The organism is Nocardia sp. NPDC060259 (genome assembly GCF_042728775.1).
Lineage (GTDB): Bacteria > Actinomycetota > Actinomycetes > Mycobacteriales > Mycobacteriaceae > Nocardia.
In genome coordinates this window covers 16,926-30,048 of the sequence record NZ_JBHXAY010000022.1, presented here as the reverse complement: position 1 = coordinate 30,048, position 13,123 = coordinate 16,926, and the positions used below count along the sequence as shown (strand labels likewise).

9 protein-coding genes are annotated in these 13,123 nt (G+C 63.6%); 5 read left to right on the top strand and 4 right to left on the bottom strand.

The window, feature by feature from the left end; genetic code table 11:
- Positions 1–26: 26 nt before the first annotated feature.
- From pglZ to ACFWF2_RS11840, 5 genes are all read left to right on the top strand, one after another.
- Positions 27–2,810 carry a BREX-2 system phosphatase PglZ gene (gene pglZ, locus ACFWF2_RS11860; RefSeq protein WP_379307179.1) on the top strand — a complete coding sequence of 928 codons (2,784 nt, stop codon included), beginning with the start codon at positions 27–29 and terminating at the stop codon, positions 2,808–2,810.
- Between the two features lie 61 nt (positions 2,811–2,871).
- Entirely contained in the window at positions 2,872–4,185 is a 1,314-nt protein-coding gene (gene brxD, locus ACFWF2_RS11855) for a BREX system ATP-binding protein BrxD (RefSeq protein ID WP_379307177.1), read from the top strand.
- 122 nt (positions 4,186–4,307) lie between these two features.
- Complete coding sequence (locus ACFWF2_RS11850) at positions 4,308–6,116, top strand: DUF262 domain-containing protein (RefSeq protein WP_379307175.1); 1,809 nt, start codon at positions 4,308–4,310, stop codon at positions 6,114–6,116.
- A 1-nt stretch (position 6,117) separates the two neighbouring features.
- Positions 6,118–7,140: a CBS domain-containing protein gene (locus ACFWF2_RS11845; protein ID WP_379307173.1), complete on the top strand. Its 1,023-nt coding sequence runs from the start codon at positions 6,118–6,120 to the stop codon at positions 7,138–7,140.
- Between the two features lie 46 nt (positions 7,141–7,186).
- A complete protein-coding gene (locus ACFWF2_RS11840; protein WP_379307171.1) occupies positions 7,187–9,319 on the top strand; it encodes a DEAD/DEAH box helicase in 2,133 nt (710 codons plus the stop codon).
- A gap of 15 nt (positions 9,320–9,334) precedes the next feature.
- Here ACFWF2_RS11840 and ACFWF2_RS11835 read toward each other — a convergent pair whose 3' ends face one another.
- From ACFWF2_RS11835 to ACFWF2_RS11820, 4 genes are all read right to left on the bottom strand, one after another.
- Complete coding sequence (locus tag ACFWF2_RS11835) at positions 9,335–9,796, bottom strand: DUF4232 domain-containing protein (protein WP_379307169.1); 462 nt, start codon at positions 9,794–9,796, stop codon at positions 9,335–9,337.
- Positions 9,797–9,970: 174 nt separating this feature from the next.
- Positions 9,971–10,972, bottom strand: a complete 1,002-nt coding sequence (locus tag ACFWF2_RS11830; protein WP_379307167.1) for a lysozyme — start codon at positions 10,970–10,972, stop codon at positions 9,971–9,973.
- 37 nt (positions 10,973–11,009) lie between these two features.
- Positions 11,010–11,333, bottom strand: coding sequence for a type VII secretion target (locus tag ACFWF2_RS11825; RefSeq protein ID WP_379307165.1), 324 nt, complete (start codon positions 11,331–11,333; stop codon positions 11,010–11,012).
- 27 nt (positions 11,334–11,360) lie between these two features.
- Entirely contained in the window at positions 11,361–12,884 is a 1,524-nt protein-coding gene (locus ACFWF2_RS11820; RefSeq protein WP_379307163.1) for a CBS domain-containing protein, read from the bottom strand.
- Positions 12,885–13,123 lie beyond the last annotated feature (239 nt).

The window sequence follows — 13,123 nt, the reverse complement described above, 5'->3', positions numbered from 1 at the left end:
GCACTACGGACACGACTGCCTTACGCATGTCGAGAGCCACTGTGGCCCAATATCTTTCAGCACACAAGAAGCTCCAGGCGGAGCTGGCCACGCCAGGCGAACCTGTCACCCTGCTGCTGCGCGGCGAACCGGAGTGGGAGGGTGACCCTGTCCTCTCGCTCGCCGAAGGCCGTCGGGCCCAGGTATCGGTGGCTGCGTCGCCGCTGGCGGTGCACGAAACCGTCCTTGCCCACGTCCGCGAGATCGGTCCCGACCCGCGGGTTCTCGTACTGCTCACCGATATCGAGGAACACGATCTCGACCCTGCGATCCTCGCGCGCGCACACCGCGGGCGGGTACACGCAATCGATCGCTGGGACATCGTCCGAGAGTCGTTCGGCGCCATATCCATTGATCCCCGGCTCAAACGGGACGGCTGGGCCTGCGAAGCCCTGCTCGACGCTGCCGGTGCCCCCGGGTGGCCCACCGCGATGGCAGGCCGCGTCCTCTCCCGCGTCGCAGCACTCACCGCGCTGACCGGGCGTCGGCTGCGCATCCAGTCGGGGACCGACCGCATCGACCCCGTCACCCTGCTCGAGTGGACACAACGTCCGGGCGCGTCCCAACAGCTACTCGATCTCCGGGCACCTGAGCGCGACGGCCTCATCGAATTCCTCAGCGAGTCAGAACAATGCGGTGCTACCGGCACCGCGGTAGCCGCGCTGACCATGGCCGGACACGGCTCGGAAGCACTCGCCTACGGGCTCGTTTGCGCTGCCCTGTGGCAGCACGCCGCCCCTGGCAACGCCGTCTATCAGGCGCGTGGGCGCGTCGAGCGCTGGCTCGGTGATCGCCCCCCGGTGCAGGGCGAAGCACTCGACCGCCTGCTAGCGACCTACGGCCGCACCTGCGAGGACTACGTTCGCGATCTGCTGGTAAAAGCACGCGCCGCCACCGACCTCGACGACGAAGCCGACGACGCCGCTATGGCTGCGCACAAGGTCGCGAAGACCGTGCTGGCCCAGGCTGATCTGCTGGTACGCCAGTTCGGCGCAGGCGAAGCCGCAGCACAGAGCCCGCTGCTCACCGCCGGACTCGAGGCCAGGTTCACCGCTGCCGGACAAGCGCTCGGCCGGGGCAAACCGGAGGAGATCGACCAGGCCGTCGCCGCCCTGCGCGACCACGACCTCGCCGCAGATCACCGCGTGCGCACCACCCGAGTTCGCATGGCCCAACGCCTCACCCGGTGGCTGCACACCGAGCCCGACCCCACCATCGACGGCAGCGTTGCGGCTGCGTTGAACCGTCAGATGCACAGCACGGCCTGGGCCGACCGCGCACTCGACTACCTCGACGCCGGTGGTGACGACGATCCGGCCCTGCGCGTCGCGTACGACACCATCGCCAACCGTGCCCGCGCCGTCCGCCGCGAATTCGACCGTGAGTTCGCGAAAAACCTTGCGGTGTGGACGGAATCGGGGACGTCACCGGGAACCATGCTCACCGTGGAGACCTTCCTCCATCGAGTGGTCCGTCCCCTGGCAGCCGAGCACCGCGTGCTACTGATCGTGGTCGACGGAATGAGCGCCTCCATCGCCACCGAACTGGCAGGTGAACTACGCGCCACCTTCGCCGAACACGACCCGCTCTCCGACGGAGACGTTCGCCGGCGCTGTATGGCCGCGGCCCTGCCGAGCTTGACTGCAGTCTCGCGCACGTCGCTGTTCGCGGGAAAGCTCATGAAGGGCGACCAGAAGACCGAGCAGCGACTATTTCACGCGCACTCGTTCTGGGGAGCCAAGCGTGCCGCTGTCTTCCACAAGAATGACCTGCGGAGCAAGCCAGGCGATCGATTCGGCGCCGATCTCAACAACGCGATCAACGATCAGGACTGCCACGTCGCGGTAGTCCTCAACACGATCGACGACCGCCTCGCCAAGGAAGCCAAACTCGACGACTCCGGCTGGGAAGCCCGCGAGATCGGTGACCTGCGGGCACTCGCCTCGGCAGCGACAGCCCAAGGCATGGTCGTCCTGATCACCAGCGACCATGGTCACGTCATCGACCGACATGGCAAGACCGTCGACGCCCCCAACATCGAATCGGCTCGACACCGCCTGCCCGCCGAGTTCGACAGCCGTTCCGAAACCGAGATTGCGCTGCAGGGTCCGCGCGTCGTCTGGCCAGAGCCCGGCGCATCAATCGTTGCATTGTGGGACAACGACTCCCGCTACACCGCGCAAAAGGCCGGCTATCACGGTGGTGCTTCGCTGGCCGAGATCACCATTCCGGTCCTGGCTTTCCTCCCCTACGGCGCCGAGCGCCCCGCCGGCTGGCGCGAGCTGGGCGACCAGCGCCCGTCCTGGTGGCGCGACGATGCTGATGCGCTACCCGAACCCGAAGCCCCCGTGGCCATCAAGAAGGCCACCAAGCGGGTTACCAACCGAATCGCGGAACATGCCACCGCACAGATCACTCTCGATATACCGCTGCCGAGCCATGAACCGCTGTCACAACCGGCGAATCCGGCCCAAGACCTGGTCACCCGGCTCCTCGCGTCGGACGTGTTCGCGGCACAGTTGGAACAACTCGCACGCAAGCCGAGTAGTTCCAAGCTGGAGAAGGCCATTCGCGCTCTGCTCGACGGTCCCCAATCCACCACAGCCCTCGCCCAGCGGGTCGGTGATCCGCCGATCAGAGCAAACGGATTCGCGGCGGTTCTCGGGCAGCTCCTGAATGTAGATGGCATCCAGGTGCTGGAGATCCTGGCCGACGGCCGCACGTTGCGACTCAATATCGGGCTGCTACGCGCGCAGTTCGGCATCCGTTGACGAGTCCGGCCGCCGCACTGTGCAGCATTGTCCAGGCTCACCTCATGGAAAGATTGCCCTGGTGACTAGCGTTCCTTCCCCGGTCAGCGCCGTCCGCCGCCGTGACGTCATCGACGCGCTGCGGCGCGGCGCGGTGCCGGGCAACGGACTCGACCTGCTGGCAACCGGCCTCGACCGGTTCGAGGCAGCGCTCGATACCGAACTGGACACCGTCGCCTCCGGTGGTGCGGTGTTCAAGGCGGTGCGTGGCGAGTACGGATCGGGCAAGACGTTCTTCTCGCGGTGGCTGGGCGAGCGCGCTAGAGCGAAGCGGTTCGCTGTCGCGGAGATCCAGATTTCGGAGACCGAGACGCCGTTGCACAAGCTCGAGACCGTCTATCGACGGGTCACCGAGCAACTGACCACGACGAGCTTTCCGCCCAGTGCGTTGCGACCGGTTGTCGACGCCTGGTTCTACGCGCTCGAGGAAGACGCGCTGGCCGCCGGCGCGGACGAAGAAGGCCTACCGGACGCGGTCGGCGAACTGATGGCCGCACGACTGGCCGAGGTATCGCGACACGCCCCGTCGTTCGCCACGGCGCTACGCGGCTACCACCGCGCGCTACTCGACAACGACGAAGCCACGGCGTCCGCGATCATCGCCTGGCTGGGTGGCCAGCCCAACGTTGCGGCGGCCGCGCGCCGGGCCGCCGGTGTCCGCGGCGAGCTCGACCATTTCGGCGCACTCGGTTTCCTGCAGGGACTGCTGACGGTGCTGCGCGACAGTGGTCACCGTGGCCTGCTCCTCGTCCTGGACGAGGTCGAGACTCTGCAGCGAGTGCGTTCGGATGCGCGAGACAAGGCGCTCAACGCCCTGCGCCAGCTCATCGACGAAGTCCATTCGGGTCGCTTCCCCGGCCTGTACCTGCTGATCACCGGCACGCCCGCGTTCTACGACGGGCAGCAAGGCGTGCAGCGATTGGCACCACTGGCCCAGCGCCTCGCCACCGACTTCACGACCGACCCGCGATTCGACAACCCGCGTGCTGTTCAGCTGCGATTGCCCGGATTCACGATGGAATCCCTTGTAGCGCTAGGCAGCACGATCCGCGATCTCTATGCCGACGGCAGCGCCGAGCCGGACCGCATCCGCCGCGTCGCCGACGACGCCTACATCGCCGACCTGGCCACCGCGGTGAGCGGCACACTCGGCGGCAAGGTCGGCATCGCACCCCGGGTATACCTCAAGAAGCTTGTCGGCGACGTACTCGATCGCGTCGACCAATTCCCCGACTTCAACCCCCGTGAGCACTACACACTGACTGTCGGCGTCACCGAACTCACCGATGCCGAACGCAATCTCGTCAGCGCCGACGACATCGACCTCGACGTGTGACCGGTCAGCAACCACCAACCGCCCCGGCGTCGTAGACTCGCTCGTTGTCAAAGTAGTTGGTACACAAGCGGATCATGATGGTCGACCGGAAAGTGGGCCGGTCGGCGCTGGAGGGGTAGCGCATGGCACTGGACAATCCGAACCTGAAGGACGTGCTGGGGCGGATCCACAGCGGCCAACTACAGCTGCCCGATTTCCAGCGTGATTGGAAGTGGGGCGACCAGGGTATCCGTGAACTGATCGCTACGGTCACGCTGAACTACCCGCTCGGCGTCGTGATGACTCTGCGGACCGGTGGCGAAACCAGTTTCCGCGCACGGCCGTTGGCAGGTGTCGACGGAGTTGACGACGTCGAACCCGAATCATTGTTGCTCGACGGCCAGCAGCGCCTGACCTCGCTCTATCAGTCGCTCTACCTGAACAAACCCGTCGAGACCGAGGACGCACGGAAGAATCCGATCAGGGTCTGGTACTACGTCGACATCGCGAAGGCCATCGGTCCGGCCGCCGACCGTGACGACGCCATCGTCTCGGTCCGCGATCACAACAGGAAGGTGCGGGTTCCGTACGGACCCGACGTGGACCTCAGCGATACCGCGGGCGAGGTAGCCGCAGGGCACTTCCCGCTCCACATCGTGTTCGACATCGAGCGGGTACACGACTGGCAACGCGCCTTCACCGAACACGATCCCGCGCACGCGTGGCCGTTGTGGACGGCGTTCGAAACCAAAGTGCTGCACAATATTCGAACGTTCCTGGTGCCGATGATCAACCTCGGCGCCGACACGACGCCCGACGCAGTGTGCTCGGTTTTCGAACGAGTCAACACGGGCGGAGTGCCGCTGAATGTGTTCGAGCTGTTGACCGCCACCTATGCCGGGGACCGCCAGTACGAACATGAGCACCACGGCAACCGATACGACCTGCGGAAGACCTGGGCCGAGTTGAAGTCCGCCTTGGTACTCGGACAGGCAGTCTTCGGCGACCCGGACTCCGGCGTCGACGACGGCATGACGAGCACCGACCTGCTGCAAGCAGTGGCACTGGTGCGCACCTGGGAGCTCAAGCAGGTCCGTCCCTCCGCGGCGGTGTCGTGCAAACGCCGGGACTTGCTCAACCTGCCGCTGCACGACTTCGACCGCTTGGCACCTCTCGTACGAGACGCTTTCATCTGGGTCGGCGAGTTCCTGGCAGATCAGTGCATCGTGACTGCCGCCGACCTGCCCTACCGTTCCCAGCTCATCCCCCTCGCCGCGGTGCGCACCATCCTCGGCGACCGGACAGACGAGCCGGGCATGCGGGAGAGAATCACCCGCTGGTACTGGTGCGGTGTGCTCGGCGAGATGTACAGCGGCTCGACAGAGACCCGTTTCGCCCGCGATGTCGAGCAGCTGGTCACCTGGACAGACCCGTCGGCTCCGACACCTGACACCGTCAGCGAATCGGTCTTTGCACGCAACCGTCTCGACAGCCTCAGCACACGAAACAGTGCTGCATACAAGGGGATCGTCGCCCTGTTGGTGAAGCACGAAGCCACCGATTGGTACTTCACCGCTGATCCGCTGACTGCGGCCACCCTCGTGCAGCATGCGGTCGACATCCGTCAGATCTTCCCCAAGAAGTGGCTCCAGAGCCGCAACAAGGAATGGGTGACGCCGGGCAACTCGATCGTCAACAAGACCCCGTTGTCCGAGCGCGCCGCGAAGAACATCGTCGGTGCACCCAGCCGCTACCTCCCGGTACTGGCCAGCGAATCAGGCACCCTCGATCAGTGGTTCGACGACGTTGTTGCCACTCATCTGATCGACCCGGCGCTACTGCGTAACGACGACTTCGAAGCGTTCTACGCCGACCGGCGATCACAACTGCTGGCATTGGTCGAGTCGGCCATGGGCCAGGGGGCCTTCCTCCGCGACGCAACGGAGGATTGAGATGCGCACGCAACACCCCACCGAGGAACAGCTCCACGCGCTGCGGGGCGTCACGATGCCGGTGAAAGATCTGGTCCAGCGATTCGGATTCCCGATGCGCACCTACGAGACCGTCCCCCTCATCACGAAGGCATTGAACGACGCCGGCCTGACCACAAAACCTGATTTCGCGAGGTGCCGTCGAGAAATCGCGGTCACGATCGTCGACCTCGACGACAAGGATCCGGAACCAATCGTCGAGCCGGCTGAAGGATTTCAGCCTACAGTCGGCTTGCAGCGCCAATTCTTGATCGGCGATCTTCCGTCTGCCCGCGGAAAACTGGAGTTCGTCGGCCCCGACGCATCCCTCGCTGCAGCGGTACACATCATGCGGACGGGCAACTACTCACAGGTACCGGTCATCGCTGGAACATCGGATCTGCGTGGAGTCGTCACCTGGAAGTCGGTGGCTCGACTGCTCCATATGCCGAAACCAGCAGCCAGTTTGTCGGACGTGATGGAAACCAGTGTGGAAGTCGCGGAGACCCATCAGCAACTTTTCCCCCGCCTACCCCTGATCAACACGAAAGGTTTCCTGCTCGTCCGCGAACGTGATGGCGTGTTCAGCGGAATCATTACGACCGCCGACATCGCCGACTGGTTTCACCAGGGAGCCCTACCGTTCTTCCTGGTCGGCGAGATCGAAGAGAAGTTGCGCAGGGTCCTCGCTCCGATTCCGTCGGAATCCATTGCACTCCTGCAGCCGAAGAATCGAAAGACAGGCAATATCGAGGACATGATGTTCGGCCAGTACATCATACTCTTGGACCCAGATGGTCGAAAACCGGAACATGCGAAACACGCAAATCAAAACTGGAGCCTGCTCGGTTGGTCGACAACAGATCGCGTGAACTTCGTGCGTCAGCTCAATCTGGTCCGTGAAATCCGCAACCGGATTGCGCATTTCAACGCGAAACCGCTCTCCGAAGCAGATCTCGACACTCTGAAACGTTTCGTCCGGATACTCGACGACCACCTGCCGTAACGGGCGATCGAGTCGGCGACTCCGACTGCATGGCAAGATCGGCACCGTGACCGACGAGGTATGGGATCGACTCGATCCGGTGGTGGTGCACCACATCGTCAACACGCTCGGCTGGCCCGGCCTGCGACCACTGCAGCAGGAGGCGATCGAGCCGCTGCTTGCGGGCGAGGACGTCGTGTTGCTCGCGCCCACCGCGGGCGGCAAGACCGAGGCAGCCTGCTTCCCGCTGCTCAGTGCGATGACGCAGCAACACTGGACCGGGACCTCGGTGCTGTACCTGTGTCCGCTCAAAGCGTTGCTGAACAACCTGGCGCCCCGGGTCGACGGTTACGCCCAGTGGCTCGGCCGCCGCGCCGCGCTGTGGCACGGCGACGTGTCGAACGCCAAGCGCGACCGGATCCGCCAGGAACATCCCGACATCCTGCTGACCACGCCCGAATCGCTCGAGGCAATGCTGATCGGCACGAAAACCGATCACAACCAGCTCCTGGGAAACATCCGCGCCGTCGTCATCGACGAAGTCCACGCCTTCGCCAGGGATGACCGCGGCTGGCACCTACTCGCCGTCCTCGAACGACTTCACCGTGTCACCGGCCGCCCGATCCAGCGCGTCGGCCTCTCCGCCACGGTCGGCAACCCCGACGAACTCCTCACCTGGCTGCAAGGATCAGGGGCCGGCACCCGACCGGGGCAGGTCGTTGCCCCCGGCGTCACCTTGCCTGCGTCCGGCCGGACAACGGCTCCGCCGCCGGGCGATGTCGAGCTCGACTACGTCGGGTCCTTGGAGAACGCGGCAAAGGTCATCGCCGCACTCCACCGTGGTGAGAAACGGCTGGTGTTCTGCGATTCCCGCCGCCAGGTCGAAGAGCTCGGGTCGGCTCTGCGCACCCGCGGGGTGACGGTGTTCCTCTCCCATGCTTCGCTATCCGTGGACGAACGTGCCAGGGCCGAACAAGCTTTCGCGGAAGCACGCGACTGTGTGATCGTGTCCACGTCGACACTGGAACTCGGCATCGACGTCGGCGACCTCGACCGCGTGATCCAAATCGATTCGCCGACAACAGTCGCCTCGTTCCTGCAGCGCATCGGCCGCACCGGGCGCCGAGCGGGCACGACACGCAACTGCTTGTTTCTGTCGACCACCGATGACGCCCTCGTCCAAGCCGCGGCCCTGATCCTGCTGTGGAGCCGCGGCTGGGTCGAACCGATCGTCGCGCCACCGGAACCTCGTCACCTGGTTGCACAGCAACTGCTGGCCGTTACGCTGCAACAGCACTCCATCGGCGACCGTATCTGGGCTCAGGAATGGAATGGGTTGGCGCCCTTCGACATCAGTGGCGCGCCGATCCTGCGCCACCTCGTCGCGGAGGGGCATCTCGACGACGACGGCGGTCTGCTCCACATCGGCCCCTCCGCGGAAAAGCGTTTCGGCAAACGCCACTTCCTCGATTTGACCGCCGCCTTCACCGCACCCCCACAATTCACGGTGCTGGCCGGTCGCCAGGAAATCGGCCACACCGATCCCTCGGTCCTGACGGATGACCGGCCAGGACCGCGCCTGCTGCTACTCGCCGGTCGCAGCTGGCGAGTGACCTATATCGACTGGTCCCGTCGCCGTGCGTTCGTCGAGCCGGCTGAAAGTGGCGGTGTCGCGAAGTGGTCGAACGTCGGGTTGCGCGGACTCTCCTTCGAGCTCGCGCGCGCCATTCGTGACGTGCTGCTCGGTGCCGACCCCCCGGTCACCCTCACCCGGCGAGCAAAGAATGAGCTCGCCGACATCCGAGCCACGAAGTCGGTGAACAGCGTCGACGACAACGCCACGGTGATCGACCGAGCAGGAGATGCATTGCGCTGGTGGACCTTCGCGGGCTTTCGCGCCAACGCCACCCTCGCGGCAACCCTGGCCGCGGTGGTCGATCCCACCCAACGCCCCAACGACTTCAGCATCCGTCTCCGACCGGATATGACGGCCGAAATGTGGCGAGATGCGGTAGCCGAACTACGCAAACCCGACTCGGTGTTGGTATTTCCGGTGGCCGACGAGAGAGCTGTTCGTGGGCTGAAGTTCTCAGACGTTCTGCCCGACAACTTGGCTGCGGCAACGGCTTCCGCACGCTTGGCCGACATCGAAGGCGCTCGACAGGTATTGATCGGACGTACAAGCTTGCACTTGTCGTGACGAGAACGCAGTGGCTCAGCGGACGATCTCGAAGGGGCCACTGTAAGTCCCAGGACGCGTCGCCGCGTCTTGGAGTAGGACTTCTTTGTCCCATGGGATGTTGATACGGGTGGTACTGCCGGGCAGCTCCAGTTCGATCGCAGTGACATCCAGGTTGGCAGAGCCTCCGCGGCCGTTGAGGTAAGTGATCGAGACTTGCGCTGTGCCGCTCGGCGGCATCGCTACTTCAGGTGCATCTCGAACGGCGTTTTGCAGCGGCCAGCGATATTGTTCGGTGATGGTGCCCGTCGTTGTGTTGCGACCGGTCCCGACCAGGGTGAGGTCGGGGAACCCTGCGAGAATGCAAGCTGTGGTCGAGACGTTTGTCAGAGTAATCTGTTGAACTGCTTGCCCGCTCGTACTCGTCGGGTGCGGCGCCAGTTGCGCCTGCAGGGATGAGCTTGCGCAGGGCTGGCTCGTCGACACAGGCGACGTCATATCGCCAATCGTGGTCGTTGCAGTCGAAGAAGCTTGCGCTGGGACCGTGCTAGTGCTGTCAGTACTACATGCACTCCCAGCTCCGACGGCTACAGCGAGTGCCGCAGCACCGATCGCCCAGTGAGTTGCGGTCCGCATCTGTCTCCTTACCGGCGTCGCCATCGCGATCAAATCCTACGGCGTCCCAAACAGATTCGCCTCGTCCTGGCGGCGTCTAGCCAGTCCATCGAGCTTGTTCCCCTTCGAGTCGTAAACGAACTTTCCGAATGCGTCCTGCGCACCGGCATTGTCGCCTGCGTTGAGCCTCGTCAGCACATCAGAATTCTCCAGCCCGCCTGAACCCACGTTATAGGTAAAGCTCACCAGCGCATCGAACTGATTTTGGGTGATCGGAACTTTGACCAGTCGGCGCACCGCTTCTTCGGATGCTGCCAGGTCCTGTTGAAGATAGGTCTCGGCCTGAGCCTGGGAAATCTGGTCGCCGGGTTTCACACCGTCCGTATGCCCGTAGCCGATTGTCCACACTCCACCGGTGTCTTGATAGGCCTCGAGCTCGACACCTTCATGACTCTTCACCAAGGCCGTCCCCGCCGGGCTGACGTTGTACTTCGACGCATCACCGGGCGACGGCGGTTCGGCGGCAGGATCACTCGGCTTCGAGGATGAGATCTCTCGCTTCTCGTCCTCCGAGACATCCATGTTCAGGCAGGCCAGCGCGGGTGCCAACATCCCGATGTCGGCTGCTGCGTCCCGAATCTTGGGGATACGCGCGTCGAAAGCGGTCGCGATGCTGCGGGCATGCGCTTGCAGAGTCAGCTCGTCGTTACGACCACGATCATCGCTCTCACCCGCACCAGTTCTCACGTCCCATTGCTCCGAAACCGAGTATCCATCGTACATCAGCGCAAAAATCAGGGTCGATATTTGTCCGACGGGATATTCGATATCTGAGTGCAGGCCGACGCACTCATCGGCTAGACGACCATAGGCGTACGCGACATTCTTGGTCTGCGTGTAGTCCCGGTCAGCGCTGGATGCGGCAGCAGCCTGCGCTTCCCCCGACCAGTCGAGATCGTAAATCTTCCGCCTGACACGATCGGCGATGTCGTTCAAGGCATTCTCGATCGACTCGGCACGCTGACCATAGCTCTTTATTTCCGCAATGGTCCACGACATCACTTGCCCTGGAGTTATCGATATAGATTCCGCCACATCACTCCCCAGACATCGGACCGAAAACGTTGATGCTTCCCATGCTGTTCAGGTTGTCCGCAAGTTCGACATCGGTGTCGTGAAAGGTGCGCGCCGTGGTGTACAGCAGATGACTCATCCATATGTACCGCTTGCGTAAGGTACTCTGCGCGGTCCGACTGCTCGCATCAGCATCCTTGACCGCGTCAGGGAGCGGCGAGAACTTCATCGCCTTCACCAGGTCGTCAGTACCCAAAGGGGGAACTTTCGCCGGGTTCTCAAATTCGTCGGCTATTCCGAGTATTTCCCGTGCAGAATCCTTGAGTGATTCCGGAGTGATCTTCATTGCGGAGCGCTCATCCTGGTCATACCCTCAGCTCTTACCGATCCCCGGCGTAACCAACTTCAGCAAGTCGAGCAGCTCTCGGGCACGAGCGAGCTGCTGCGGTTCGTCCTCGGGTGCATCGATGTTCCAGTGCGCGATCTCGTTACGGTAGGTTGCGACATCACGCAGGCGTTCGACGATTCGATCCTTCTCGAACGGCCAGCCGAGCCACTTCCACGCCCCTGGCTGGTTGAGCAGGTAGGGGTAGTTCCCCAGCGTGAGATCCTCGGCCTTCTCCGCCTTCTTCTTACCGCCTGAGCGCAACAGCTCTCGCGGCATCTCTCGAATCGCCTGCCGCAACCGGCGTTCGAGCTCTTCGAGCACCATGAACGGTGTGACTCGAGCTTCGAGTTCATCTGCGAGGTCTGCCGCCGTCACGATTCCGGTGACGACGTTCTCGGAGTCGACGATCACCACGAATCCGAACTTGCGGATGTCATCCATCCGGCTGAACAGTTCTTGCTCACTGTGTGCGGCAGGCGGGTACTGTGCTGCCCTCGCACCCCACAGCTCGACCTGGGTACCGGTCAGTGATTTGTGAGCAATGCTTTCCCATGTCACGACCCCGACCAGCCGGTGATGCTCATCGACGATCGGCAACTGGGACAACCGCTTTGTCACCATCAGCTCGATCGCTTTGTGCAACGAGTCGGTCCGATGGACAGCAACCACCGCCATCTGCTGCCGAACATTGCCGACCCGCCAGGTGAAGTCGTGCTTGTCGGCTTCGGCGAGATCACTCCCCTCGACCGCTGACACACTCTCGCCGTTCTCGGGGTCGGCAGAATCCGCCGAAAGCACGGTCACGATGCTGTCCAATTGCACAGTCGTGAAGTCTGGGCGGACGACCAGCCCATTGTGCTGCAATGCCGAGGTCACAACCTCCAGTGCATCGCCGGTGCGCCGACCGAACTTCCAGATTCCGAGCAGATCTCGCACCGACAACTGACGCGAACCTGCCGCCTCCACGTCCGCGATCAATGTGTCGACGTCTACGGGTGGTGCGATCGCCCCGGAATAGCCAGGGTCGACCCCGTTCTCAGCGAGAGCCTGAACACGCTCTGCGGCGTCACGGCGGCTGAGTTCGCTGACCGTCAGCAGGGTACCCATGCTGTCGCGAAGGTCTCCGGAGATTGCGGCCCTTTCCACCACATTCAGCCACTCGACGGGCCGGATATGGCGGTACCCGGCAGGTTGGTCGACACGATAGATGTAATCGCCGGTGACGCGCCCGATAGCTACCACATCCCGGTACTTTCGAGGCATAACGACGTAGTCACCGACCGCGATCTCGTGGAGAAATCGCCAGATCTGGTGTGCCCAGTTGTCCCGGGTGCGCTGGCTTTCATCCGAGTAGCACCGGGTGAGCAGCTCACGCAGCTCGTCGAAGCTCGTGAGCTCGGAAAGATCGTGACGAATCTCTGTCCACCCGGCGATCGCCGCCCCGATTTCGAGTGCCGTGTCCTCCCGACGGCCATCCCATCCGCCACGAACTGTCCACGCCCGCACCATGTTTCCCCTCGCTCCGCTACGCCGGATCCCCTATCCATTCCATCACATGATGGTGATGCCGGTGCGCCGGGTCGCCCGACGGCGGTACCGCTGTCACCTTCGTCATGCCACCGGCGTCGTCGAACCCCTCGCCCGGCTGGTACCGCCTTCCGGTGCCGTCATCACCAAGAATCGTGCTCGGCGCGGGGTCATCCGACCGAAGCGGACTGCAGCTAACGACGACAACTCGATATCCGATC

Coding starts and splice junctions, on each gene's coding strand:
- pglZ (WP_379307179.1), top strand. CDS start 27: ATGTCGAGAGCCACTGTGGCCCAATATCTTTCAGCACACAAGAAGCTC.
- ACFWF2_RS11850 (WP_379307175.1), top strand. CDS start 4,308: ATGGCACTGGACAATCCGAACCTGAAGGACGTGCTGGGGCGGATCCAC.
- ACFWF2_RS11845 (WP_379307173.1), top strand. CDS start 6,118: ATGCGCACGCAACACCCCACCGAGGAACAGCTCCACGCGCTGCGGGGC.
- ACFWF2_RS11835 (WP_379307169.1), bottom strand. CDS start 9,796: ATGACGTCGCCTGTGTCGACGAGCCAGCCCTGCGCAAGCTCATCCCTG.
- ACFWF2_RS11830 (WP_379307167.1), bottom strand. CDS start 10,972: ATGTCGTGGACCATTGCGGAAATAAAGAGCTATGGTCAGCGTGCCGAG.
- ACFWF2_RS11825 (WP_379307165.1), bottom strand. CDS start 11,333: ATGAAGATCACTCCGGAATCACTCAAGGATTCTGCACGGGAAATACTC.
- ACFWF2_RS11820 (WP_379307163.1), bottom strand. CDS start 12,884: ATGGTGCGGGCGTGGACAGTTCGTGGCGGATGGGATGGCCGTCGGGAG.